We start from the raw sequence: 23882 nt of genomic DNA on the forward strand, positions 1-23882 counted from the left end.
AAACCTGTAAGTTAAAATAATAACCTTATTACCTAAAATAATAACTTAATGCTAAAATCCTGTTATATAAATAGGAATACCAAATATAGATTGATAATAAGAATTCACGTTTTCTGCACTTTTAACATGATCTGAAACGCTAACTTCCTTATTTAGGTTAGCACTGTTTTCAGCAATACGATTTGATGTTGCGTCAATATTGTATTGCCCTGCTTTCCTTATGACCCTATCATAACGCCCAACTCTATGAATTAATTCATTGTTGTCATTTATTTTAGCTTCTTTTTCTTTCATTCTGGTATTATTTTCATAATACTCATCAAAAATCTTATTTTGCTCGAGCCCAAATTCATAATATTCTGAATCACTAGTAAAATCATCCCTATCCTTATTAATAAATTCAGAATTCAAACGTTCTTCTAATTGACCGTTACGATATCTCAACACATTAAATTCATGTTCCAGTTCATTTTTTTCTTTTCGTAGCAACTCAATAAGCTTTTTGTTTTGTTCAAGTTTATTCATTTATAACTTCATCCATGTTGAAAGCATCATTTCTTTCACCAGAAGTAATGCTTTTATTAAAAACCATCTAATAAGAGAACAGGAATTATATAAAAAATATATAGTTAGCCATTAATCAATAATGGAACCTCGCCTGTAGCTCTAGTTAAAATGCTATCTAGCATACTGTTATGATTAATACTAACGATATTAGTTGTATCAATGCATGAAATGACCTCAACTAATTTTTCAAGGCTATACATCTCATTTATATACTCATTACCATAATCAACCATTTCATACTCCTGTCCAGATTCAAAGCAACTCACAATTTCTGGAGTATTATATTCTTCATACTGGTGCTCAGATTGGTTATTCATATAAATCTCATCTTTATATTTTAAATTTTTAATATCAGTCTTAAGTTTAATTAAATCCGAATTCAAATTCAGCATAATATTTCCTTTACCATTAAGATCATTAATATAAATTAAATAAGCAACAATCAATCACAGCTTGAAAAAAATCAAAGTTAAAAAATAAATAACCGCTGATAGATATAAAAACAAATAATTATAATAATTCCACTTGAAAGATATTATTGATTAATTTTTACATTATCAATAGATAATGTGATTTAAAACTTACTTTAGGAGCTAATTCAAAATCTGAAAAGAAATCAAGAAAAATACTCATATGAAAAATTAAAACCATAAAGTTAAAGAATAAAACATTTATTTATAAAGGAATCAATTTTAGGATAAAGATTAATTTTACTCTTTTTTCCTTTTCTCTCTTGCAAAAGGAAAAAGTTCCCGTTAATATCCGCTGCGTTTTCATTCATTTAATCAATTCACTGCAAGGAGGTTCATCATGACAACAATTAATCAAACTCTTTGCGGGCAACCACAGAAATAGTCTTAAACGTTAAAAATAACCTTAGACGTTATAAATCGTTTTAAACGTTAGTTCAGCTATCTTCTCAAAACTTGCCTGCTAATCACCTTATTTTTCACATTAAAAATGAGTTAATAGCTTATGGGCAATACCCTTCATTCTGTCGGTGAACACGTTAGTTATATCGCGACAGAATCTACATGGATTGAAAGTAAAGCAATCCAACAATTACAAACAACCGCTAATTTACCCGACATGGTTTCTGTGGTCGGCATGCCTGACTTACACCCAGGACGTGGCTACCCAATTGGTGCAGCATTTTTCTCAGCTAAACGCTTCTATCCGGCGTTGGTTGGCAATGATATTGGCTGTGGCATGAGCCTGTTCCAAACTGATATTAAGCGCGCCAAAGTTAACTTGGATAAGCTGGAAAAACAGCTCTCTGAAATGATGGATCATGCGCCATTAGAGTGGCTAGATGAACACGTTCCTGAGTCGATGAAATCCCATGATTTTATGACTTCGCTCAGTTCTATTGGTGGCGGTAACCATTTCGCGGAGTTTCAATCCGTCGATAAAATCATAAACCAAGAATTGTTTGAGCAAAGCGGTCTTGATAAACAAAAATTGTTATTACTCGTGCACAGTGGATCGCGTGGTTTAGGGCAATCTATTCTACGCCAGCATGTTGAGCAACATAGCCATAATGGGCTGGATGAACAATCCGATGATGCCAAGACTTACCTCAAAGCACACCAAGACGCGCTACAGTTCGCACAGATCAATCGCCTATTGATTGGGCTGCGCATGATGCAGCAAGTTAAGGCTTCGGGGGAGCAACGTTTCGATCTCAATCATAATCTTGTTGAGCCATGCCATATCGACGGGATCAACGGCTGGCTACACCGCAAAGGTGCTACGCCATCCGATAGAGGTTTCGTGGTGATCCCCGGCTCTCGCGGTGACTACAGCTATTTAGTGGCGCCAGTTGCCAGTGATTTGAGCTTAAATTCCCTCGCTCACGGTGCAGGGCGAAAATGGATGAGAACGGAATGCAAAGGTCGTTTATCACATAAATATACGCCATTACAGCTATCCCGAACCACTTTAGGCAGCCGAGTCATTTGTGCAAACAAACAATTGATTTATGAAGAAGCACCGCAGTCCTATAAATCCATTGAGACCGTTATCGAAAGCATGGTTGAGGTCGGCATTATTCAGGTTATTGCCCGCTTAGCGCCCGTGATCACCTATAAAACGAGCGGAGATTGTTAATGACATTATTACAGTTTTCCTCAGCTCAAGGACCCGATGAGTGCTGTATCGCCGTGGAAAAAGCGTTTTCTTGTTTTTTAAAAGAAGCCGCTTTGTTAGATGTTCAAGTTGATGTGTTGGAGTCTTTTCCATCCAAGCAGGGACTAAAGTCAGTGTTAGTCTCCTTAGAGGGGAAACAGAGCGAACAGCTGATCAACGCGTGGAGTGGAACCGTTCAATGGCAATGCCAAAGCCCTCTGCGACCACGCCATAAACGCAAAAACTGGTTTATTAGCATAATCACATTTGCGCCTATTCAGCCCCTAGAGGAGAGTGAAATCGAATATGAATTCACAAAATCTCAAGGTGCAGGAGGTCAGCATGTGAATAAAACCTGTTCCGCGGTGCGTGCCAAACATATCGCAACAGGGATTAGTGTGAAAGTTCAATCGGAGCGTAGCCAGCATGCCAATAAAAAACTGGCGAAAGAGCTAATCCATTGGAAGCTCAGTGAATTTCAATCTCAACAACTGAATTCCTTAGATAAGCAGCGCCATCTTTCTCATTATCAAATTGAGCGAGGTAATGCGGCATTAATTTTTGCTGGAAAAGAGTTTAAACGAGTTAACTAAGTTATGGTGAGCCACCATAAATCGGAGGCTCACCAATTTACTTCCTAGTAATTATGCGGAATACCAAGATAAATACCACCCCCGCCATAAATAGCGCTTGGTCCAAATGCATTCAACAGATTGTTATCAACTGGGCTACCGTCTTTTGAACTTAATGTAGCAATTTGCTCAATCATCATCGATTCCTTTTGATTGCCGTTAAGACAGATCGAAATTTGCGGCTCATTCATTCTTGTTAATGTCTCATTTGCAACCTCAGAAAATTGAAGGTATTGAGCATTTAAATTACAAAATGCCTGATCTATTATCACTTTATTATTATAAAATGATAATACAGCTTGCTGAGTGAATGGTTCTGACAATAAAATATCCTTAGGAAAAACAGCAGGTTTCTGAGGTAAGGAGTCAATAATAGACTGTAATTTATTTATAAAATCCACTGCATAATCTAAATTATCACCACTTTCTAAATCATTTAGAAAATTATCTATTTTTGTTATTGCGGCTTCATAGCCAGAATATTTTTCCTGGTTAATTCTAACTTCCTCTTCCGCTTGTAAAATATATTGCTCTGTAGATTCTTTATCTTTCGTTAAAATGGAAGTATTTCTACCAATAAAATTCTTTAAATCAATCAGGTGCTTTTCTTGGCTTTCTTTATAATTTTCAAAAGATTCTTTGTACACTTCAAAATGCAATTTAAATTGATTAAATTTATTTTTTAAGTTAATCATATAATTCATCCTTTATTTATATTTAAACTAACAAACTTTTTATTATCTTTATGTCAACAAGATAATAGATTCAAAATAAAGGTAGGTGGATTAAAAAACAAACTTATTATTTATATATAAGTTGTAGTTTTATTATTACAGTGATTAATTTACAGCCCGCCCCTTTGCAGAGGCGGCATGGACGAGAAAGGGTTACAGTATTTTTTCAGTTAAAAACCAACCGGCAATACTTTCACGCTTTTGTTGAGTAGGTAGGACTTCATGGGGAAAATCTTCAGACATAAAAAACACCATGCGACCTGCAAGCGGCTCTAAGGTAAATAGCTCGTTATCTTGAATATCATACATAACAATCTCACCACCATCTCCCTGCTGCCATGATTCATTCATATACAGAACAGTGGTTATTCGACGACGTCCTTGTCCACGGAAGTTATCCACATGCTTTTTATAGAACCCACCATTAGGATAGCGACAAAAATGCGTTTCAAAATCCCTAAGCCCAAGAAATAACTGGCAGTTAAGTTCCTGACGCAAATTTTCCATCTTATCTAGATAGTGCACGATTGGCGCTCCCATTTCAGGTTCGAGCCACACCGTTTGGTCGCCACGGATGGTTTTGTTGTCTTGTAATGTATTTTGATAGCCAATACGCGCGTCTTGTAACGTATCGGGGATACAACTTTTAATAGCCTGAATTTCTGACAGATTCAGAAATTCGTTCCACACATACCAACCTTGTGTGGAAAGTGAATCAATAAGTTGATTGATAGACATGATGAATCTAAGAGTGGTGATTAGGTAAGATTTTATACTTGATTAGTGTAAAAAATTAAAATAAAAAACGTAAATCTTGATGATTCAATAACCATATCGAAACTATGAACTTAAAAATTATTCATGCCCTATCATAGGACTAAAGATATTCAAACAAAAAAGGTACCTGGATACATCAGGTACCTTAAGAGACGATGAAAAATCAACCTTCTCACTACGAGACATTAGCTACAAAAACCAGTTCGTCCTCTACCACCACAACTACATTTAACTGGTGATGTATCTGCAATAGCAATAAGCTCATTGAAAAATATATTACTCATTTCAACTATGTTAAAACCAGATATCATCTCTAAAATTATTTGTTCATTACTTTGAGATAACATTAATTCTTTTTGATATGCTGCTATTAATACTTCGGATTTTTCCATATTAAATTCTTGCGTCACTTGGAACTCTAATTGATGAATTTCCATTAAAGCATTGTTTATGTGTTTATATTGACTATTAATAAATACGATATTTTTTTGAATTGGTCTAGGTAAAGAATTAAAATCACTTAATAAAATTATTGATACTAAATTTTTTTCATTAAAATCCTGCGAGGAATAACTCAATAAATTAGCTTTTTTATATGTGTCTATTTCAGTCGCTAAACTTTCAGAATTCCAATCTCGATTTTTTATAGTATCTAACTCTTCATTCATTTCAGATATTCTATTCTTGAGTGAAGCTTGCATTGCTTCTGAGATTTTTTCTAGTTTCGATACTTCATTATCAATTAGTTTCTTTACCTCAGCATAATTATTCATATCATAAGCTATCGCGTTTTTATTCAAAATAATATCCGCAGCCTTTATTTTAGCAATCCGATTATTTATCATATTCAATAATCGACTGATTTTATTAATCTCAGATTTAGTTTCCATATAAAAATCCTTTTTAAACAAATGAAATTAAATTTTATTCCAATTATATTAGAATAACAAATTCAGATTTTATATAGTTAGCATGGTAACCAAAAAATATTAATATAAATACTTACACCTCAATAAAGAATTTATTGATATTCTCAATCATATAGGTAAAGCAGAGAATTTATTATTTCTACTTTACCTATATAAAAACTAAATGTTCTCTAATCGCGCATAAGACGCCACCAGCCATTTAATCCCTTGCCCTTGAAAAGCAATTTGCAAGCGGCAATGTTCCCCACTACCTTCGAGATTAATAATAGTGCCTTCACCGAATTTAGGGTGCATCACTCTCTGCCCTAACGCATAGCCAGAATCATTTTGGCTAATCGGTGTGCCAAGACGTTGATGGCTGACAGGGCGGGAAACCGTGGCTCTTAATCGAACTTCCTCCACACACTCCGTCGGCAGCTCGCCAATAAAACGGGATGGGCGATGGTAAACTTCTTTGCCATAAAGACGACGGCTTTCGGCGTAAGTGATTGTCAATTTCACCATAGCGCGGGTGATCCCCACATAGGCAAGACGGCGCTCTTCTTCTAAGCGCCCACTTTCATCCATCGACATTTGGCTTGGGAACATGCCTTCTTCCACACCCACCATAAACACAACAGGGAATTCCAGCCCTTTCGCCGAGTGTAGCGTCATCAATTGCACCGCATCTTGGCTGGCATCCGCTTGGCTGTCTCCGGATTCCAATGCCGCATGAGATAAAAATGCCTGTAATGGCATCAAATCTTGGTCTTCATCTTGATAACTAAAATCGCGGGTTGCGTTAACTAACTCTTCCAAGTTTTCAATTCGCGCTTGGGCTTTCTCGCCTTTTTCCTGCTCATACATCGCGCGCAAACCAGAGTCATTGATCACACGGTCAGCTTGCACATGCAGTGGCATCTCTTGGGTTTCTTTCGCTAATGCGTCGATTAACTCTAAGAAACGTTCGATGGAGCTTGCCGCTCTTCCTCCCAGGACTTGCTCGCGAAGTAAGTACTCACAACTTTCCCATAGTGTCAGTTGCTGATCCCGTGCAGTTTGGCGAACCGTATCCAACGTGCGCTCACCAATGCCTCGTGTTGGCGTGTTGACCACACGCTCAAAAGAGGCATCGTCGTTACGGTTAGCAATTAATCGAAGGTAGGATAATGCGTCTTTGATCTCTTGGCGTTCAAAGAAGCGCTGACCACCATAAATACGGTATGCCATCGCGCCTTGAATCAACGCTTCTTCCATCACACGAGATTGAGCGTTGCTGCGGTAAAGAATGGCACAGTCTTGCAGCGCACCGCCATTTTCATGCCACTGTTTAATTCGCCCAACCACATAGCGAGCTTCATCAAGCTCATTGAAGGCGCAATAAAGGGAAATCGGCTCACCATCACCGCCCTCCGTCCATAAATTCTTACCGAGACGGTCACTGTTATTGGCGATAAGCGTATTTGCTGCTTTCAAAATATTGTTGGTCGAACGGTAGTTTTGCTCGAGTCGGATAGTTTCTGCGCCGGGGAAATCATTCAAGAAACGCTGAATATTTTCAACTTGAGCGCCACGCCAGCCATAGATTGATTGGTCATCATCGCCGACAATCATCACTTTGCCAGTCTCACCCGCTAACACGCGGATCCACGCATATTGAATGCTGTTGGTATCTTGGAACTCATCCACCAAAATATTGGTAAAACGCTCGCGATAATGCTGTAAAACATGAGGCTTATTCAGCCATAGCTCATGAGCGCGTAGCAGTAATTCGGCAAAATCTACCAGCCCTGCACGGTCACAAGCTTCTTGATAGGCTTGATACACTTTCAGCCATGTCGCTTCGACTGGATTACCATAGCTTTCAACATGCTGAGGACGCAGCCCTTCATCTTTTTTGCCGTTGATGTACCACATTCCCTGACGAGGCGGCCACTGCTTCTCATCAAGATTCATGGCTTTAAGCAGGCGACGAATCAAACGGTACTGGTCATCACTGTCTAGAATTTGGAAATCTTGCGGCAGATTCGCATCCAAGTAATGCTGGCGAAGTAAACGGTGTGCGAGACCGTGGAAAGTACCGATCCACATGCCGCCTTCGCTAGTTCCCACCAACTGATTGATACGATGACGCATTTCTGCGGCGGCTTTGTTGGTAAACGTCACGGCCATAATCGAAAATGGGGAGGCATTCTCCACCGACATAAGCCACGCAATGCGATGAACCAACACACGGGTTTTACCGCTACCTGCACCTGCAAGTACCAGTAAATTAGTGCGCGGGGCTGCAACCGCTTCGCGCTGTTTGTCATTAAGACCTTCGAGCAGATATGAGACGTCCATAGTTACCATCAAAGCAAGACAGTGGCTTCCACCACTGTGAGGTTACTGACAAAGAGGGAGAAAAGCGTGGTTTTTCCCTCTTTGTGTTATCAGGCGAAAATCAATAACTTGATTTTCCTCGTTTATTTTCATAAACCTAAACAACCATTTCAAACCTGATTGGTTTGGTAATGGTTTAACAGTGGCTACCACCACTGTGTTTTTATACAGAGAAAGGATTATACCAATGACAGGAGAGAATCCAACCGACAAATTTCCACATGAGGCAATACGCGCCCCTCTTTCTCATCCATTAACGTCATATGATCCACGTTGAACCAGCAGGCTTGCATACCGCTATTAATCGCCCCTTCTACGTCGGTCAGCAGATTATCTCCAACATGTAAAATAGCGCCCGGCTCGATATTCAAACGAGTAGAGGCAAGGTGATACATATCGCAGCATGGCTTAGAGCGCCCATCCGGACCCGCTTTTAATACAAACTGAAAATATTGCCCTAGCCCACACGCTTGCGGCTCTGCGTTACCATTTGTAATCGCCACCAGCGGTAATTTTTCGGCTAATTTTGCTAGCGTTTCATGAGTGGATTGCGGGACATGAATTTGATTACGCCAGTAGGTAAAGTGCGCCATAATATCGTCCGCACCTTTGAGGGCATCCTCTTTATTATAACCATAGTGGCACAGCATCATTTTCGACGATAGCCAGCGCCAGCGGGTAATATCATGGCGAATATCCGGCTCTTGTTCTTCCACAAGATAGCGAAAAGCATAAATGTCATCGTTCGTAAAATGATGAAAACGCGGGTCATATTCACGAATAAACCGTAAAACTTCTTCCTCCGTTTTATCAATCACGGGATGGTTGTCGTACAACGTATCATCCAAATCAAACGTCATCGCTTTGATGGGTGATAACGGACGGTAAAAATGCATTAAGATTTCTCCCTCTTCGCTCGCGGATGTGCCACATCATAAACATTAGCGAGATGTTGGAAATCAAGATGGGTGTAGATTTGGGTGGTAGAGAGATTAGCATGACCTAATAACTCTTGTACCCCTCGTAAATTACCACTTGATTCGAGAATATGAGTTGCAAAAGAGTGACGTAATTTATGGGGATTTATATGGCTATTTACCGCTTGTTTAATACCCCACTGCTCAAACCGCTTTTGCACATTGCGATTCGAAATACGCTTACCACTTTTCGTGGAAATAAATACCGCGCCATCGACAGGCTCGTACAATTCACGCATTTCAAGCCAGCGTTTTAACCAACTCACTGCCGTTTTCCCTAGAGGAATTTTGCGTTCCTTGCTGCCTTTCCCCATCACCCAAACCTCACCTAAATTGAGGTCAAGGTGCTTCACATCCAAACCAACCAGCTCAGAGAGACGCAATCCCGCGCCATACATCACTTCCAGCATGGTTCTGTCTCGCACCACGAGCGGGTCGCCACTGTCCATATTCAACAGTTGAGAAACTTCGTCCACATCCATATTTTTCGGTAGACGTTTTTTCGCTTTAGGGGCATGAATAGTTTTAACTGGGTTTGCCGGTAGCTCGCCTTGCTGCACCATCCAATCACAAAAACTACGTAGTGCGGAAAGCCTTAATGCCATGCTCGCTGCTTGCAAGCCTGTTCGACGGCTCTTCGCGGCAATATTGCGCCCTATCGTCATATCCAACTGCTGCCATTGGCTCACTTTCAGTTCACCTAAAATTTGGCAAACTGCACCTAATTGGCGACGATAATTCGTTATCGTGACTGGACTCAATCGACGTTCAACACGGAGGTAACGCAAAAAGGCTTCCACTTGAATCATCAGCCCTTCAGGCTGAATGTCTACAGGCGTTCTATCCATTGACATAATAACCTCGGTAGAATTTGAGCCACTTTTTCCAGCATTACTGTACCCATACCCTGTTGATAGTGCTCACGGTCACGGCTGGTAAATATCACCATACCGGATTCCCCATGATGCCCAAACAACGAAATCGCTACTGAACCTACATTTTGTGCATCAGGAAGTAAAAGCTGCAACTCAGGACCATTTAGTCGCCCAAGATAATTTAGGTTATCCCCAAAACGCTGAATACGTATGGGTTCAAAAACGCGGCGTGGGAGCACCAATTCGTAGGCATCCAATGGCGCAGATAATCGCCAGCTATCACTAAATAGGCGTACAGAAGCCCCTGATAACCCGAGTTTTTTAGCCCAGCGATTCAACACAAACAGCATCTCCCGCAAACTATTTGCGGAAGACATTTCAATGACGAGATAAAGAAGCTCATCGAACAGTAGTCCATTTTCGTGGGCTTGTTCCACCATAAAGCGGATATCCTGCTCGAGATTTTTGATTTTTTGACGTTGACGGCTCATCACCAATTCAGGAAGCGAGATAGCCTCCTGAACGGCATGAGGAACCTTGATATGTTCAGCAAGAGACGCATTGCGAATAAAGAAATAAGGGTTCTGTTTTAAATATTGCACCACATCTTGCTCATCAATTAACTGAGCAATCTCCGGCACTTGTTCAGGCTTATCCATTATTCCCCTCTTTCCACTCAATCAAGATTAAATTTGGATCACTCCATCATAAACATGGGTCGCAGGACCTGTCATATACAGCGGTGATCCGGGACCTTCCCAACTAATATCGAGGGAACCGCCCGGCAAATCGACACGAACACGGCTAGCTAATAATCCCTGTCCTACACCCACGGCAACTGCGGCGCATGCACCGCTACCGCATGCTTGGGTTTCCCCCGCACCACGTTCATAAACACGTAGGCGAATATAGTCTGCGCTGACAATCTCCATAAAACCGATGTTGGCACGTTCAGGGAAGCGTTCGTGGCTTTCCAATGCAGGACCCAACACTTCTACCTCTGCAGTTTGGACACTGTCCACTTGCACCACACAGTGTGGATTTCCCATCGAGACAACACCCGCAAACACTGTACGTTCTTGTGCTCGAATAATATAGGTTTTTTCCGCTTTCACGGCACGAAAAGGGACGTTTTGCGGCTCAAAATCAGGCTCGCCCATATTCACACAAACATCATCATTTTCATTAATTGTGAGAGTCATTCGCCCAGACTGAGTGCTCACTTTAATTTTTTGTTTGTTTGTCAGACCTTTTAAACGGACAAAACGTGCAAAACAGCGCGCTCCGTTGCCACATTGTGCAACTTCACTGCCATCTGCGTTAAAAATACGGTAATGGAAATCGAGATCAGGATCATAAGGGGCTTCGACCAGTAAAAGCTGATCAAAACCGACGCCAGTATGCCTATCCGCTAAACGACAAATCAGTTCAGGTGAAAAATAGACATTCTGTGTGACGCCATCCACCACCATAAAATCATTGCCTAAGCCATGCATTTTTGAGAACTGCAATTCACGTTCCATAACAGAGGCTTACTGTTTGGTCGCAGCAGGCTCTTGGTTCGAGCTGCTTGGAGCTTTAGGTTGCACGTCAGATTTAGCAGGCGCCGCTGCATTGTCTTCAGGCGGAAAATATAACGGCCCTTTTAAGCCACAGCCAGAAAGGGTGAATAAAACGAGAAGTGCGCTAAGTCCAAATAAACTTTTTTTCATTATGATGTTTCGCCTGTAAGACTAAATTTTGCAATCTGATATTTCACACAGTAACAGGTGTCGCTTTTCAAATCACGCCTGTTTATCAAACATATTAATATTATATACGTTAAATAATTCAAATGGCATCTCACAAGTAAGATGTGCGCCGTTTGACCCCCGAACACATTCAACCCTATAATTTCGCCTAAATAAAAGTATAAACAGGAAATACATCATGAACGATAGCGAATTTCATCAGTTAGCAGAGCAATTGCTCAGCTCGATTGAAGAGCATTTAGATAATTACGATGGCGATGCGGATATTGATAGTGAAATTAATGGCGGCGTCATGACCTTAAGCTTTGAAGATGGCAGCAAAATCATCATCAACAAACAAGAAGCCTTCCACCAAATCTGGTTAGCAACCAAACAAGGTGGTTATCATTATGATTATAAAGATGGAAAATGGATTTGCGACCGTTCAGGTCAAGAGTTCTTGTCCATGCTGGGCAATGCAATTACCTTCCAAAGCCACTTCCCATTCTCGTTCTAAATACGCACACAAAAAAATCATAGGCGGAGTCTATAATTTACTCGGCCTATTTTTTATTTTAATAAAATCAATAATATTGGGCGTGCTGTTTAGAGTGGTCTAGCTGCTCAGATTGGCTTAACTGAGGTGCTGAGGGATATTCATCATCCTCTTCTTCTTCAGTAAATGGCCAAGAAGCATCAGAGAAGACAATAACTTGCTTTTTGCCTTCTTCTTCCACAATTTGATAAAACTGTGGCAAATTGAAATTGATAAAGTTTGCACCGTAGGTAAAGCGGTCATGGGAGGAGGAGTAGAATTTGCTAACATCGCGCACTAGCTCTTCTTTGGAACCTTCACAATGAGAGTATATTTCCACGCGATTAGCTTCATCCAATACGTAGATATTAAACCCTGTATTATCTGATGTATTTTCAAAGAAAAACTGCACAATTCCTTCGCTGGCATAGCCATCCACAACTGCAGGAAGATGATTATCCCCTTTCGCTTGTAATTTTACCGGCCAACCATGCAACTTGTTATGGGAGATTGCACCGTAAAACTCAACAGCATTTTCGAGTTTTTGTACAGAGACGTTTAAACGCTCAAAGAACAGACCCCATGTTTGCCCTGCAATGCGTAATGCCTTAAAGCGACCAGGTTCATGACGATTGCTGGATAAGCGCAATTCAATGCATTCGGACACTAGCTGCTGTACACGAGTACGAATAAGCCCACGTAAATGTTCGCTATAACAGAATACTTCAACTGCTTCAGGCGGAGCCGCGTCTTGGTGCATTTTACCGAGGATGGTTTTTAGCGCTTCTAACATACACTGCTCGCCGCTGAAATGCAGGGTACGAACTTCATTCCATGAATTGCGATACAGAAGATCGATGCTGCTTATCAAACATTGCTGAGATTCACCAAAACTGAAAATATCCAGTTTTCTGAAATCCACATGCACCACCTGCTCAGAATAGACCTGTGTCGGATCTTTTTCTAAGTTAACGATGATGGCTAAGTGGCGGATTTCACACGGGCTATACAGTGCTTTAGGGGTTGGAGCTGGCAATCTTATTGGGAAATGGCTCGATACATCATGCATTAATTCCAATAACTTACGCTCATCGCATTGGGATTTACCATGATGCATATGAACTTGCGTATTTTCAGTCAGTAACCCATTAAAATAGGCCCACGCCACCAGCTTATTCAGATAGCGGTTATATTCTAAAGGTTGATGACCGATAATCGTGTCGATTTGCGGCGCTTGGTTATACAGATACCAGCCGCTACGATTGGCACGCCCTTCAGGCACATAAATAAATGTCAGGTGCTCTTCGCTAAGATCCGGTGAAATTTGTGGATTTACTAATGTCACTTTACCAGGTAGCGCTTCAAACGCGGCATATAACTTACGGGTTAATACCCCAATATCTTGTGGGCTAGCACTAACACTTAAATTATTACGACGGGCAAATCGAATTAAGTTACGGTAACTTTGCATCATCGTATCGAGCAGCTCATTATGCGCTTCACGCACACGCTCAATTTTCCACTGGTTACGCGTATCTAACACAGCCAGACGCTCGGCGCTCCATCCCCACGACTCCACTAGCTGGGACAGTACATCACGACGCCAACCGGAACATTGGTCATCTTCATCTTCAGAAAGCTTTTCACAGACTTTTAGATAGAAGCAGCGACGAATTAAATCTAAACGTGTGGAATCATTAATTTCAGTCAGATAACGGGTTACGCGCTCCAACATGAGACAGTATGAATCCAATCCGTAACAGACGATTTCACCGGCATGTAAATGGCGTTTAAACTCCAACGCTAACAACTTACCGTGTGGATAATCCCAAGAGTAGGACTCCAGTAAAATACTTTTCAACACCGCTTTATACGGAGAATCGACACTTTTATATAGCTGCCACAAACTGGCGCCAAAGTATTCCGCGGCTGACAATTCACCGAGGCCGCCTAAATCCAGCCATTCGTTTGGTGTTAGTACCCCTTGAGCGTACAGCCCCATGACATATTCGTCATAGTGTTGCTCTTCTTCAACAGGCACCATTGTCCATAGCAGACGTTTCCCAGCCATACGCACCGCTGTACGATAAAATTCATCCAGCAATAAAATATGTTGTGTTGAACCACAATCTTCACCACCAAGATGCCCGCTCGCATTATGGCGAAAACGATTTTCATCGATTAAAAAGACAGTGACATCAATGCCCAGCGAGGCTGCCCACTGTTCAATTAACGTACATTTTTTCTGTAAAGATCGTTTTTCTTCGTTATCTAACCAAGAAGGATGACAAACCCACACATCAATATCAGAGCAGTGACTTTGCCCCACAGAGGAGGTACTACCCATCGAGTAAATGCCTGTAATTGGCAATTCACCATTAGCTTGGCTGTTTGTGGATAAGAAGCGTTCGAAAGGTTGTAACCATTTGAGTTGTTCTGCATCTGGCGAGAAGAAACAGACGCCATGAGGGACGTTGCCTTCAATATAACCCGGCATCATTGGATGATGATAATGAAACAAGACCGGCAACAAGCTGTAGACCTTCGAAAAGGTTTCACTCATAGAAGCCGTCGCGCGTTCCAACCGTAATTGGTTTATCGCATCAAGTCTTTGCTTTAAAGTTTCAATATAGAGGTACAAAGGTTACGCCTGACTGAAAGAATGTAATGACAAACCTGGGGAATTTTCCCAGCACCCAACAGATAGAGAAAAACTTAAATTACTTTTCAAAGGGATTGTCGGAAACGTGATCAATTTAACACCTTGGAGCAAAAGGGTAAAGTAGATCACATAATTTTTCCCGTCTATTTTTAGTACAAATTATTTTTCAACATATTGTATAAAAAGACTTTTTATTTTTGCATTGCAGAAATATCCCTTGTTTTTCAATGGAATAATATCACCATCATGGGTTGTATAACAAAAAAGCGGCCTTAATCTAAATTCAGCCCAGTGCTGGCAGGGTCTGCGCTTACACGCTTCAACAAAATTCCTTCAAAATATCACCCACTGTAATTCTAAAAAAGCACGAATAGCTAAAGAAATTTGTTATCTAGATCCTCTTTTAAGTCATTTTTTTCCAAGAGACTCACAAAAAAGATGTAAAAAAGCGAACTTCACTTGATACATCTCATCCGTTCATTCTTCTTATATCGCTCATTCTGCGACCAACTGGAAAAATTACCGCTAACATGTTAAAACTAACGCCAATTGTATGGTTAATCTGCGGCGATATTCGCCTGAGAAAACAGTGAAATGACATCAACAAATATCGTGCGTATCGCAACGCGTAAAAGCCCTCTAGCGCTATGGCAAGCTTATTTCGTAAAAGCAGAATTAGAGCAACGCCATCCTGGATTACAGGTAGAGTTAGTCCCAATGGTCACCAAAGGGGACATTATTTTAGATACCCCATTAGCAAAAGTCGGTGGAAAAGGTTTATTCGTCAAAGAATTAGAGCTGGCGTTACTTGAAGGTCGCGCAGATATTGCCGTTCACTCAATGAAGGACGTACCTGTAGAGTTCCCTGAAGGGTTAGGCTTGGTCACCATTTGTGAGCGCGAAGACCCACGAGATGCGTTCGTTTCTAACCATTATGCCAATATTGATGCACTCCCAGCGGGCAGCATCGTCGGTACATCCAGCTTACGCCGTCAGTGCCAGTTACGAGAATTACGTCCAGATTTAGTTATCCGTGACCTACGCGGCAACGTCGGTACCCGCCTGTCTAAGCTCGACAACGGCGAATACGATGCCATTATCCTTGCGGTGGCAGGTCTAAAACGCTTAAAACTTGATGAGCGTATCAAAGCTGCACTAGAACCAGAGCAATCTTTACCTGCCGTTGGACAAGGCGCCGTAGGTATTGAGTGCCGCTTAGATGATCAACGCACCCGTGACTTACTCGCAGCATTGAATCACGATGAAACCTCCGTGTGTGTCCTTGCTGAACGCGCCATGAATATGCGCCTTGAAGGTGGTTGCCAAGTGCCTATTGGGAGCTATGCTATTTGGCAAGGGGATAAAATCTGGTTACGCGCGCTCGTCGGTGCCCCAGATGGCAGCCAAGTCATTCGTGGAGAACGCTTAATCGCGCCTGCCGACGCAATCCAAGCTGGTATTTCTCTCGCAGAAGAGTTACTTGATAATGGCGCCCGTGAAATTCTCACAGAAGTCTATAAAGGCAATGCACCAGCATGAAGGTCCTTGTTACTCGCCCAGAGCCATCAGGCTCCGCGTTGATAACAGCCATTAATGCTACTGGAGGGCAGGCTTACCCGGCTCCCTTAATTACGATTGAAGCGGGTTCACAGCTCAATACTTTGTGCTCTCGCTTAAATGGATTATCGGAAAACGATCTTGTCTTTCTTTTATCCAAAAATGCCGTCTGGTATGCACATTTAGCATTGGAACAAGCAGGACGAGACTGGTCAGATAAGTTATCCTACTATGGTATAGGACAATCTACAGGTCACTATTTTCAACAACTAACTGGGCAAACTATCCGTTGGGCTGAAGCAGGAGAAACCAGCGAGGTGTTACTCACCCACCCTGACCTGCAAAATTTAGTGGGGAAACGTGCCTTACTCCTTCGAGGTAATGGCGGTCGTGAACTCCTTGCCTCAACATTACGCGCTCGAGGTGCAGATGTTGATTACTGCGAATGCTACGCAAGGCGACCTATACACTATGATAAAACTGAGTTTAACCAAACTTGGTTTAACACGGGTATCACCGACATTGTGGTGACAAGCGGTGAAATGTTGACCCTACTTAACGATTTGATTGCTGAAGATATGCAACAATGGTGGTATTCCCGCCGGCTACTGGTTGTCAGCGAACGAATTGCAGAAAAAGCCCGCCAAAGTGGGTGGCGTCGGGTCAGTGTGGCAACTAGCGCAGATAATCACGCTTTACTTGAAGCATTAATTTCAACCGATATGGGATGCTAATTTATGACGGAACAAGACAAAATTACCGACACTGTTAATGATGAAGCTGTGACAGAGAAAAAAGAGACTCGTCAGCCGACGCCTTCATCCAAACAGAAACGCCCTGGTCTTGCAGTCAGTGCGATCGCTATCGCCATTATCGTCGTCATGGGCGGCGGGATGTACTACTTTACTCAGCAAAGTAATGCGCAATTGGTTCATGATAATAACCAACTGAAACAGCAAGTCAGTGAATTAGTTGAACAACAAAATGCCGATAGACAACGTGTAGATGCGCTCATCGCGACCAACACCGAGCTAAAAAACCATGCGCGTGATTATGAAGATCAACTCAATCGTCGCATGCAAGAATTACAAGCTCACGTCACCGCACTCTCCAGCTCAGACGTAAAAAACTGGCTGATTGCCCAAGCTGATTTTATGGTGAAAATGGCAGGTCGCAAATTATGGAATGACCATGATCCTGTTACTGCTGCCGTTCTACTCAAAAGCGCAGACACCAGTTTAGCGGAAATGAATGACCCAAGTTTGTTGGATATTCGTAAAGCTATCGCCAATGATATGAACAAGCTAGCTGCCATCAACCAAATTGATTATGACGGCATTATTTTACGTTTGAATCAGCTCAGTAATGATGTCGATAACTTACGCCTCGCCGATTTAAATAATGGCGACGCACCGGAAGATACTGGCACCAATGTCAGCGACGATATTGCAGACTGGAAAGATAACCTCGCGCGCAGCTGGAAAAGTTTCACGAGCGATTTTATCACCGTACGCGCTCGTGATGGCTCCGAAGCCCCATTGTTAGCACCAAACCAAGATATTTATCTGCGTGAAAATATTCGCTCCCAATTGCTCATTGCGGCTCAAGCTGTACCACGTTATCAAGAAGAGACATATAAACAGTCCCTTGAGCAAGCTTCCACGTGGGTACGCGCTTACTTTGATGTGGACGCACCAGCCACTAAAGCCTTTTTGACGGAACTCGATGATTTAATTAATCAACCGATTGATGCCGATATGCCTGAAACTTTAGAAAGCCAAGCGAAGCTGGAAAAAGTGATGCAAACACGAGTGCGCAATTTATTATCTCAAAATCCAGAACCAACTGGCGTTTCCGAGGATGCTGCGCTTGAAGCAGTAAAAGAAGCCGATAAAGCTGCTGAAGAGGTGACGGCTCCATCAGATACACAAACCGACAAACCGGACGTTGCCGCCGAAGCTCCTGTAACGGACGCGGCAAACGCCCCTGAGCATAAGGGGTGATCATGATTAAAGTCTTTGTTCTCTTTATCGTCCTGATTGCGGGCATTATCTTGGGTCCTCTATTAGCAGGTCACCAAGGCTATGTATTTATTCGTACCGATAGCTACGATATTACGACCAGCGTCACCAGCCTTGTGCTGTGTTTTATCCTGCTGCAATTTGTTCTGTTATTCCTTGGATGGTGCTACCGCCGCTTTATGAGCACCACCTCACGGACAAAAGGCTGGCTCAGCGGTCATAAATACCATAAAGCGCACACTCAAACGCAAAAAGCCTTACTCAAATTAGCCGAAGGTGATTTGGAGCAAGTCGAGAAACTAATGAGTAAGCATGCTGATTTTTCTCAGCAGCCAGTCATTAACTACTTGATGGCAGCTGAAGCCGCCCAGCAACGTGGGGATAGTTATCGCACCCATCAATATTTAGATAGGGCTGCTGAAGCCGCAGGTAAAGATCAACTTCCCGTGGATATTAGCCGTGTTCGCATCCAATTGGCGGAAGGCGAAATTCATGCTGCCCGTAATGGCATCGACAAGCTGCTCGACCAAGCACCACGCCACCCAGAAATTTTACGTTTAGCTGAACAAGCTTACTTAGGTACCGGCGCATACCAAGCACTCATTGAGCTGCTGCCGATTATGGCAAAAGTCCAGTTACATAATGAAGATGAGCTTGAAGCGTTAAAACTCAAAGCGTACAAAGGGCTCATGAACCAATGTATGGCTGAAGGTGGTAGCGATGGCTTGAAAAATTGGTGGAAAGCTCAGCCGCGTAAAGTTCGCCATGAAGTGCCATTACAAGCTTTCTTAGCCGAACATTTAATTGAATGTGGTGATACGCGTAGCGCAGAAAAGATGATTATTGATGGATTGAAGCAGCAATATGACGAACGTCTATTGTTGTTGATCCCGAAATTACAGAGCGAACAACCTGAAGTGCTTGAAAAAACGCTGTTAAGCCTCGTCAAACAGTCTGGTGCGACACCATTACTCAATAGCACATTGGGGATCCTTGCGCTTCAACATGCCCAATGGGAAAAAGCAGAAACCTACTTTAAAGCCGCATTAGCGCAGCGTTTTGATGCTTATGATGCAGCTTGGTTAGCCGATGCTTATGACAAGCTACACAAACCGAATGAAGCGGCGAAAATTCGCCAAGAGGCGCTCACTCACTCCCTCAAGCAAGAGCGAGCAAAAGCGTAAATTTTTAACTCATTCGTTAAGCTTTTATCTAAAACGCCTCCTAATCCGAGGCGTTTTTTATATCTGCAGTTTGGATCTTTACTATTTATCTCAAAAAGATAGTCTTTGAGAGCGTCACTTTTAGCGAATCGAGGCAAACCGCATATTGCTATGTTATAAAAGGGTCACATAGTGTATAAATAATCGTATACATTTTCGTTTTGAATGAATTCAGGATAAAGATATGAATGTAGTGAAAACTCTCTGGCGTTGGATTGTAGCGAGCCAAAATCGTTTACAGATCTTTTTTGACCTGCTACTTCTGATTTTATCCCCGTTTATTTTTATTTCGATCATTGGCTTCAATACCGCCGATCTGAATAAAGATATCTTTATTATTACCTTTATTATTATTGCCTATACCTATGTGACTCGCTGGATCAGCAAGTGGTTAAGCAAAGAGAAAAAAGCGTAAGCGAGAAGATAACGTTTCTTTCCTAATGCTCATCAGGTTAGGAAAGAACATGACAACCCAAGATTGATACAAAAAAAACACCTGCCGAAGCAGGTGTAAATAACAATCAGGTCTACAGACGGATGGTGCCTCACTCAACGTTTCGCCCGTTCGCTGATGGTAAGAGGATTAGCTCTTGATCATCTAAATTGGACAATAGGCACCGATAATCGGCTTTGCGTCATCCCTGGGTTTATGAAGCTAGGCTGTCATAATAAGTGGGATGAGCATCTACATAATAGATAATGCAGAATGCGTGCCAACTTTTATATCGTTCCACTTTTTTCTTTTTTCACCTCGTAACTCCCCTGCTTCTAAACGATATTTTTATTTCTTACTTATTGTGATTTTTTAACACCTCACTCTTACCAAATCCCATTCTGTTCGATTCAGCTATTTTGTCTCAATTTAGAGACAGCTTAGAATGCCTATTAATTTCTCCATATAAATCAATCAGTAAAATGTCTCTTTTTGACGACATGGAAATAGGGGTTTGTATCGGATCTGAGACAAATATTTTTATTCATAAAAAACATAACGTTATAAGCACATTCAGATAAGAACCATTCTTGTTAAAAGCGATGCCTGAGATATCAATAATAAAGATAATAAAAAATAGACTCATAGATAAAGATAAGAAGATAAGAAGATAAGAAGATAAGAATATGGAAAGGAAAATAATCAGGTTAGAAATGGTTAAGGTTTTAAAATGCAAAAACCCCGCTCGATTGAGCGGGGTTCTTTAAATTGGTCGGCGAGAGAGGATTCGAACCTCCGACCCACTGGTCCCAAACCAGTTGCGCTACCAAGCTGCGCTACTCGCCGAAATTTAACTGCTTAAGGCAGTAACTCGACATCATTTTTTTCGTGGTGCGAAAGGGGGGACTTGAACCCCCACGTCCATAGGACACTAACACCTGAAGCTAGCGCGTCTACCAATTCCGCCACCCTCGCAATGTCACAAAAAAAATGGGGTGGCTAATGGGACTCGAACCCACGACAACTGGAATCACAATCCAGGGCTCTACCAACTGAGCTATAGCCACCATAACTTCACTTATTTCAAAGTGTTGTCATACTACTACATACAACTTTATTTTGCCACCGTAGCTTGTCACCTTTTGATGGTGCGCCCGACAGGATTCGAACCTGAGACCTCTGCCTCCGGAGGGCAGCGCTCTATCCAGCTGAGCTACGGGCGCTTAACGCCGTTGCGGGAGAGGATAGTACGGATTTATCCCCCTGCTGTCTAGTCCTTTTTTCAATAAAATTATCGATTGCTTGCCTTTTATCCATTTCGTCGAGAAAGAGAGCATTTTTTCCCTCTTTCTCGCCTATTTTGGCGTTTCTGACTCGAAAACAATTTCTATGATGGACTTTTTTCCTTACGGCTCAGGCAGCGGATTACAAAATAAAGCCCTGAAACCGTCAATAAAAAGATAGCCCCAACAATCAGTGACAAACGCGTTTCTGGATTAATCGCCATCCCCACCAGCACACAGCCTAAAAACAGCAGTGTGGCGTAGTTCACCCATGGAAACAGAATCGATTTAAACGTATGCCCTGCCATCTGCTGCTGGTTCTGCTTGCGAAAACGTAGCTGGCTGGTCAAGATCACTAACCAAGGTACCATTCCCGGCAAGACACTCGCACTATATACATACACAAACACCTGCTCAGGATTTGGAATGATGTAGTTCAAGCTCGACCCTGCAACCAAGCATAAGATAGTAAAACCGACACAACGCGCTGGAACGCCGTTTTTCGTCAGTTTTAATAGTCCACTTGGTAACTGCTTATTTTGCGCCAGTGCGTATAGCATACGTCCGCCGCTGTACATGCCGCTATTGCAACCAGATAATGCTGCGGTGAGCACCACAAAGTTAATAACCGCGGCTGCCGAGACAATTCCCACTTTAGCGAACGTCATCACAAACGGGCTGCCTTGTTGCCCGACTTCCGTCCACGGGAACAGTGTCACCACAATAAAAATGGCGCCGACATAGAAAATAAGAATACGCCACAGAATATTATTGATGGCTTTTTTCAGTGTCACTTGCGGATTTTTGGCTTCTCCCGCGGTGATCCCGACGAGCTCAACACCTTGATAAGACGCCACCACAATACACAACGCAAATAAGAAACCTTTCCAGCCACCAGCGAAGAATCCGCCATGCTCAGTCAAGTTAGCCAATCCAATCGGTTCGAAATTATTGCCAAGACCAAAGAAAATTAACCCCAAACCAATCAAAATCATCACGACGATCGTGGTCACTTTGATCATCGCAAACCAGAACTCTAGCTCGCCGTATAGCCTTACTGCGGCGAGGTTTGCCAGTGCCACCAACGCAACGGCAACCATCGCAAATATCCACTGGGGCACATCAGGGAACCAATACTTTGCATATTCCCCTATTGCGGTTATCTCTGAAATTCCAACCGCGACCCACATAAACCAATAACCCCACGCGGTTAAACACCCCCAAAAAGGACTTAAATATTTATAACCAAATGAAGCGAATGAACCAGTGACTGGCTCCAGAAAGAGCATTTCGCCCATAGAACGCATGATGAAGAAGACAAATAACCCTGCGATAATATACGCCAGCAATACGGATGGTCCCGCCCACTTCAACGTACTCGCTGAGCCCATAAATAGCCCAACCCCAATTGTTCCGCCCAAAGCAATCAGCTCAATATGACGGGCTTCTAGCCCTCGCTGAAGACCTTGCTGTGGCTTGTCCATAATTTCCCCTGTCGATAATAACCATTCGATATTCGCAGCTCTAATAGCCATAACTTTTTAGTCATCGCGGCTGGTTGTCGAAAATAAAATAAAAAATACAATCTCCCAAGATACCGTGAGATCCCTTAGGTTGCATCTATTTTTGAACAATTACAGGTATATTTGAAGCGAGAATGGTGGTGCCAGAAAGGAATAAACCCGCATTATGCGGGTTTATTCAGTCAGAAAAGCGCTTAAAGCTTACCGCCGTAGTAGTAGCCTAAAAACTTCAGCAATTTAAACTGTCGTTTAATTCGTGTTGGTTGGGAAAGTAAGCGATACAGCCATTCTAGCCCTAAGTTTTGCCAGACTTTAGGCGCACGCTTAACGTGACCGGTGAACACGTCATAAGTCCCACCGACACCCATATATAAGGCATCAGGATGCACGACACGGCAATCACGCATAAAGATTTCTTGCTTAGGAGAGCCCATCGCCACGGTCACAATCTTGGCACCGCTCGCGTGAATACGCTCAAACAGTGCACTGCGGTCTTCTGCCGTAAAGTAGCCATCTTGGGAATCCACAATGTTGACATTCCATTGTGCGCGTAGCTTCGCTTTGGTCTGCTCAAGAATTTCTGGCTTGCCGCCCACTAAAAATACTGGGGTGCCTTCTTTTCCTGCGCGCTCCATTAAGCCTTCCCATAAGTCGGCACCTGCCACACGAGAAACCTCGGCTTTCGGATATTTACGGCGAATAGCACGCACAATGCTGATCCCATCTGCATAAAGGTATTCTGCCTGCCCTAATAAGGTATTCAGCGCAGTATCTTGCTCTGCGATCATCACTTTCTCTGCGTTGATAGCCACTAATGTGCCTGTTTTGGTCTTACCGTCAGCAAACAGATAGTCCAAGAAATGGGCCATGTTTTTAAAGCCCCAAATATTATGACCTCTGATGCTATATTGAGGAATTGACGACTGTTCCATGATG

The 23882-nt window shown here is 42.4% G+C and carries 22 protein-coding genes and 4 tRNA genes; 8 read left to right on the forward strand and 18 right to left on the reverse strand.

All coding sequences use genetic code 11. The annotated features are described in order from the left end of the window. Nucleotides 1-51: 51 nt before the first annotated feature. Nucleotides 52-525 carry a hypothetical protein gene (locus HFU86_RS18200; protein ID WP_132496320.1) on the reverse strand — a complete coding sequence of 158 codons (474 nt, stop codon included), beginning with the start codon at nt 523-525 and terminating at the stop codon, nt 52-54. Nucleotides 526-629: 104 nt separating this feature from the next. Next, complete coding sequence (locus HFU86_RS18205; protein ID WP_187129783.1) at nt 630-959, reverse strand: hypothetical protein; 330 nt, start codon at nt 957-959, stop codon at nt 630-632. Nucleotides 960-1542: 583 nt separating this feature from the next. On the opposite strand from HFU86_RS18205, the gene HFU86_RS18210 reads away from it, so the two are divergent. Together HFU86_RS18210 and prfH are read left to right on the forward strand one after the other, a co-directional pair. Continuing rightward, nucleotides 1543-2676: an RNA ligase RtcB family protein gene (locus HFU86_RS18210; protein WP_187129784.1), complete on the forward strand. Its 1134-nt coding sequence runs from the start codon at nt 1543-1545 to the stop codon at nt 2674-2676. Further along, nucleotides 2676-3287, forward strand: a complete 612-nt coding sequence (gene prfH / locus HFU86_RS18215) for a peptide chain release factor H (RefSeq protein ID WP_132496317.1) — start codon at nt 2676-2678, stop codon at nt 3285-3287. The genes HFU86_RS18210 and prfH overlap by 1 nt, the downstream gene beginning before the upstream one ends. 44 nt (nt 3288-3331) lie before the next feature. On the opposite strand, the gene HFU86_RS18220 is transcribed toward prfH, so the two are convergent. From HFU86_RS18220 to lptM, 9 genes are all read right to left on the reverse strand, one after another. Further along, nucleotides 3332-4021 carry a hypothetical protein gene (locus HFU86_RS18220; RefSeq protein ID WP_187129785.1) on the reverse strand — a complete coding sequence of 230 codons (690 nt, stop codon included), beginning with the start codon at nt 4019-4021 and terminating at the stop codon, nt 3332-3334. A 192-nt stretch (nt 4022-4213) separates the two neighbouring features. After that, complete coding sequence (locus tag HFU86_RS18225) at nt 4214-4798, reverse strand: 2OG-Fe(II) oxygenase (protein ID WP_132496315.1); 585 nt, start codon at nt 4796-4798, stop codon at nt 4214-4216. Between the two features lie 224 nt (nt 4799-5022). After that, nucleotides 5023-5727 carry a hypothetical protein gene (locus HFU86_RS18230; RefSeq protein ID WP_187129786.1) on the reverse strand — a complete coding sequence of 235 codons (705 nt, stop codon included), beginning with the start codon at nt 5725-5727 and terminating at the stop codon, nt 5023-5025. 198 nt (nt 5728-5925) lie between these two features. Continuing rightward, a complete protein-coding gene (gene uvrD, locus HFU86_RS18235) occupies nt 5926-8088 on the reverse strand; it encodes a DNA helicase II (RefSeq protein WP_132496313.1) in 2163 nt (720 codons plus the stop codon). A gap of 218 nt (nt 8089-8306) precedes the next feature. Further along, nucleotides 8307-9023 (reverse strand): 5-amino-6-(5-phospho-D-ribitylamino)uracil phosphatase YigB, encoded by a 717-nt coding sequence (yigB, locus tag HFU86_RS18240; protein WP_132496312.1) that lies wholly within the window; start codon nt 9021-9023, stop codon nt 8307-8309. Next, nucleotides 9023-9952, reverse strand: coding sequence for a tyrosine recombinase XerC (xerC, locus tag HFU86_RS18245; RefSeq protein ID WP_132496311.1), 930 nt, complete (start codon nt 9950-9952; stop codon nt 9023-9025). Before xerC ends, yigB begins: the two co-directional genes overlap by 1 nt. Beyond that, nucleotides 9934-10638 carry a DUF484 domain-containing protein gene (locus HFU86_RS18250; RefSeq protein ID WP_132496310.1) on the reverse strand — a complete coding sequence of 235 codons (705 nt, stop codon included), beginning with the start codon at nt 10636-10638 and terminating at the stop codon, nt 9934-9936. Before HFU86_RS18250 ends, xerC begins: the two co-directional genes overlap by 19 nt. 27 nt (nt 10639-10665) lie before the next feature. After that, nucleotides 10666-11490: a diaminopimelate epimerase gene (gene dapF, locus HFU86_RS18255; RefSeq protein ID WP_036949260.1), complete on the reverse strand. Its 825-nt coding sequence runs from the start codon at nt 11488-11490 to the stop codon at nt 10666-10668. A gap of 21 nt (nt 11491-11511) precedes the next feature. Next, nucleotides 11512-11691 carry an LPS translocon maturation chaperone LptM gene (gene lptM / locus HFU86_RS18260; protein WP_036948849.1) on the reverse strand — a complete coding sequence of 60 codons (180 nt, stop codon included), beginning with the start codon at nt 11689-11691 and terminating at the stop codon, nt 11512-11514. Nucleotides 11692-11908: 217 nt separating this feature from the next. Here lptM and cyaY point away from each other — a divergent pair, with 217 nt between their 5' ends. After that, nucleotides 11909-12226 (forward strand): iron donor protein CyaY, encoded by a 318-nt coding sequence (gene cyaY, locus HFU86_RS18265; protein ID WP_006658190.1) that lies wholly within the window; start codon nt 11909-11911, stop codon nt 12224-12226. A 67-nt stretch (nt 12227-12293) separates the two neighbouring features. Here cyaY and HFU86_RS18270 read toward each other — a convergent pair whose 3' ends face one another. After that, nucleotides 12294-14885, reverse strand: coding sequence for a class I adenylate cyclase (locus tag HFU86_RS18270; protein ID WP_187129787.1), 2592 nt, complete (start codon nt 14883-14885; stop codon nt 12294-12296). 615 nt (nt 14886-15500) lie between these two features. Here HFU86_RS18270 and hemC point away from each other — a divergent pair. From hemC to HFU86_RS18295, 5 genes are all read left to right on the forward strand, one after another. Then, nucleotides 15501-16445, forward strand: a complete 945-nt coding sequence (gene hemC / locus HFU86_RS18275; RefSeq protein ID WP_187129788.1) for a hydroxymethylbilane synthase — start codon at nt 15501-15503, stop codon at nt 16443-16445. Beyond that, on the forward strand, nt 16442-17197 hold the full coding sequence (locus HFU86_RS18280) for a uroporphyrinogen-III synthase (RefSeq protein ID WP_187129789.1): 756 nt from the start codon (nt 16442-16444) through the stop codon (nt 17195-17197). Before hemC ends, HFU86_RS18280 begins: the two co-directional genes overlap by 4 nt. A gap of 3 nt (nt 17198-17200) precedes the next feature. After that, nucleotides 17201-18466, forward strand: a complete 1266-nt coding sequence (gene hemX, locus HFU86_RS18285; protein WP_108478787.1) for a uroporphyrinogen-III C-methyltransferase — start codon at nt 17201-17203, stop codon at nt 18464-18466. A gap of 2 nt (nt 18467-18468) precedes the next feature. Continuing rightward, nucleotides 18469-19668, forward strand: coding sequence for a protoheme IX biogenesis protein HemY (gene hemY / locus HFU86_RS18290; protein ID WP_108478786.1), 1200 nt, complete (start codon nt 18469-18471; stop codon nt 19666-19668). Nucleotides 19669-19891: 223 nt separating this feature from the next. Then, nucleotides 19892-20122 carry a DUF4014 domain-containing protein gene (locus tag HFU86_RS18295; protein WP_006658197.1) on the forward strand — a complete coding sequence of 77 codons (231 nt, stop codon included), beginning with the start codon at nt 19892-19894 and terminating at the stop codon, nt 20120-20122. A gap of 787 nt (nt 20123-20909) precedes the next feature. Here HFU86_RS18295 and HFU86_RS18300 read toward each other — a convergent pair. The 6 genes from HFU86_RS18300 to wecG form a co-directional block, all read right to left on the reverse strand. After that, nucleotides 20910-20986, reverse strand: a tRNA-Pro gene (locus HFU86_RS18300). Between the two features lie 43 nt (nt 20987-21029). Further along, nucleotides 21030-21115 (reverse strand) — tRNA-Leu (locus HFU86_RS18305). A gap of 16 nt (nt 21116-21131) precedes the next feature. Then, nucleotides 21132-21207 (reverse strand) — tRNA-His (locus HFU86_RS18310). A 79-nt stretch (nt 21208-21286) separates the two neighbouring features. After that, nucleotides 21287-21363, reverse strand: a tRNA-Arg gene (locus tag HFU86_RS18315). 164 nt (nt 21364-21527) lie between these two features. Next, a complete protein-coding gene (thrP, locus tag HFU86_RS18320; protein WP_132496481.1) occupies nt 21528-22907 on the reverse strand; it encodes a bifunctional threonine/serine APC transporter ThrP in 1380 nt (459 codons plus the stop codon). A 233-nt stretch (nt 22908-23140) separates the two neighbouring features. Beyond that, entirely contained in the window at nt 23141-23878 is a 738-nt protein-coding gene (gene wecG, locus HFU86_RS18325; RefSeq protein WP_036948834.1) for a lipopolysaccharide N-acetylmannosaminouronosyltransferase, read from the reverse strand. Between the last annotated feature and the right edge of the window lie 4 nt (nt 23879-23882).

This window comes from Providencia sp. JUb39, from assembly GCF_012272845.1.
Classification (GTDB): domain Bacteria; phylum Pseudomonadota; class Gammaproteobacteria; order Enterobacterales; family Enterobacteriaceae; genus Providencia; species Providencia lanzhouensis.

Excerpts from the sequence above, each read along its gene's own strand:
- HFU86_RS18200 (WP_132496320.1), bottom strand. The coding sequence starts at position 525 with ATGAATAAACTTGAACAAAACAAAAAGCTTATTGAGTTGCTACGAAAA.
- HFU86_RS18205 (WP_187129783.1), bottom strand. The coding sequence starts at position 959 with ATGCTGAATTTGAATTCGGATTTAATTAAACTTAAGACTGATATTAAA.
- HFU86_RS18210 (WP_187129784.1), top strand. The coding sequence starts at position 1,543 with ATGGGCAATACCCTTCATTCTGTCGGTGAACACGTTAGTTATATCGCG.
- prfH (WP_132496317.1), top strand. The coding sequence starts at position 2,676 with ATGACATTATTACAGTTTTCCTCAGCTCAAGGACCCGATGAGTGCTGT.
- HFU86_RS18220 (WP_187129785.1), bottom strand. The coding sequence starts at position 4,021 with ATGATTAACTTAAAAAATAAATTTAATCAATTTAAATTGCATTTTGAA.
- HFU86_RS18225 (WP_132496315.1), bottom strand. The coding sequence starts at position 4,798 with ATGTCTATCAATCAACTTATTGATTCACTTTCCACACAAGGTTGGTAT.
- HFU86_RS18230 (WP_187129786.1), bottom strand. The coding sequence starts at position 5,727 with ATGGAAACTAAATCTGAGATTAATAAAATCAGTCGATTATTGAATATG.
- uvrD (WP_132496313.1), bottom strand. The coding sequence starts at position 8,088 with ATGGACGTCTCATATCTGCTCGAAGGTCTTAATGACAAACAGCGCGAA.
- yigB (WP_132496312.1), bottom strand. The coding sequence starts at position 9,023 with ATGCATTTTTACCGTCCGTTATCACCCATCAAAGCGATGACGTTTGAT.
- xerC (WP_132496311.1), bottom strand. The coding sequence starts at position 9,952 with ATGGATAGAACGCCTGTAGACATTCAGCCTGAAGGGCTGATGATTCAA.
- HFU86_RS18250 (WP_132496310.1), bottom strand. The coding sequence starts at position 10,638 with ATGGATAAGCCTGAACAAGTGCCGGAGATTGCTCAGTTAATTGATGAG.
- lptM (WP_036948849.1), bottom strand. The coding sequence starts at position 11,691 with ATGAAAAAAAGTTTATTTGGACTTAGCGCACTTCTCGTTTTATTCACC.
- cyaY (WP_006658190.1), top strand. The coding sequence starts at position 11,909 with ATGAACGATAGCGAATTTCATCAGTTAGCAGAGCAATTGCTCAGCTCG.
- hemC (WP_187129788.1), top strand. The coding sequence starts at position 15,501 with ATGACATCAACAAATATCGTGCGTATCGCAACGCGTAAAAGCCCTCTA.
- HFU86_RS18280 (WP_187129789.1), top strand. The coding sequence starts at position 16,442 with ATGAAGGTCCTTGTTACTCGCCCAGAGCCATCAGGCTCCGCGTTGATA.
- hemX (WP_108478787.1), top strand. The coding sequence starts at position 17,201 with ATGACGGAACAAGACAAAATTACCGACACTGTTAATGATGAAGCTGTG.
- hemY (WP_108478786.1), top strand. The coding sequence starts at position 18,469 with ATGATTAAAGTCTTTGTTCTCTTTATCGTCCTGATTGCGGGCATTATC.
- HFU86_RS18295 (WP_006658197.1), top strand. The coding sequence starts at position 19,892 with ATGAATGTAGTGAAAACTCTCTGGCGTTGGATTGTAGCGAGCCAAAAT.
- thrP (WP_132496481.1), bottom strand. The coding sequence starts at position 22,907 with ATGGACAAGCCACAGCAAGGTCTTCAGCGAGGGCTAGAAGCCCGTCAT.
- wecG (WP_036948834.1), bottom strand. The coding sequence starts at position 23,878 with ATGGAACAGTCGTCAATTCCTCAATATAGCATCAGAGGTCATAATATT.